At 45.8% G+C, this 1,182-nt stretch carries 1 protein-coding gene; it reads right to left on the reverse strand.

The window, feature by feature from the left end:
• Window positions 1-1,182 (reverse strand): Fe-S cluster assembly protein SufB (gene sufB, locus ACFX4I_RS26380; protein ID WP_377424194.1); only part of this gene is annotated, 1,182 nt, incomplete at both ends.

Raw genomic sequence — 1,182 nt, forward strand, 5'->3', positions numbered from 1 at the left:
GGTAGAAAAGCTGTTCTTCAGAAACTTTTGATACTTTTGCTTCGTGCTCCAATGAAATGTTGTCGTTCAGGATTTCATTGTAAGGAATTGTATCAGAAGTTGATTTGTTATCCATAATGAGCGTATCACACTCGATGTTTGAACGGGCGCCGTCCGCTTTCCGTCCGAAGTGGACGATACCGCGGTATGTTACTTTTCCGCCCTGTTTAGAAATCGATTTTGATACGATTGTAGATGATGTGTTTGGTGCAAGGTGAATCATTTTCGCACCTGCGTCCTGATGCTGCCCTTTGCCCGCAAGAGCGATAGAGAGCGTCATGCCGCGCGCGCCTTCACCTTTCAGAATGACAGCCGGATATTTCATCGTCAATTTAGAACCGATGTTTCCGTCAACCCATTCCATCGTCGCGTTTTCTTCACAAACCGTACGTTTCGTTACTAAGTTGTAAACGTTGTTCGCCCAGTTTTGAATTGTTGTATAACGGCAGTAGCCGCCTTTTTTGACAATGATTTCAACAACTGCGCTGTGAAGCGAGTTTGTTGTGTACACAGGAGCCGTACAGCCCTCTACGTAATGAACGCTTGCTTCTTCGTCAACGATGATCAGCGTACGTTCGAACTGACCCATGTTTTCGGAGTTGATGCGGAAGTAAGCTTGAAGCGGTGTTTCAACCTTCACGCCTTTAGGCACGTAGATGAAAGATCCGCCGGACCAAACAGCTGAGTTAAGCGCCGCAAACTTGTTATCAGTCGGCGGAATGACTTTCGCCCAGTGCTCGCGGAAAATGTCTTCATTTTCTTTCAGCGCGCTGTCTGTGTCTTTGAAGACGATGCCTTGCTCTTCAAGATCTTCTTTCATATTGTGGTAAACAACTTCGGATTCGTACTGTGCAGAAACACCGGCAAGGTATTTTTGCTCAGCTTCAGGAATACCCAGTTTGTCGAATGTCTGTTTAATTTCCTCAGGCACTTCATCCCAAGAACGCTCTGAACGCTCAGACGGCTTTACGTAATACGTAATTTCGTCAAAGTTTAAAGAGTTTAAATCCCCGCCCCACTGCGGCATCGGCATGTTGTAGAAATGCTCAAGAGATTTCAGGCGGAAATCAAGCATCCATTGAGGCTCTTCTTTCATGCGAGAAATTTCTTCTACGATTTCTTTTGTCAATCCGCGCTCTGAAC

The sequence above is a fragment of the Peribacillus sp. YIM B13472 genome (assembly GCF_042788005.1).
Classification (GTDB): domain Bacteria; phylum Bacillota; class Bacilli; order Bacillales; family DSM-1321; genus Peribacillus; species Peribacillus simplex_E.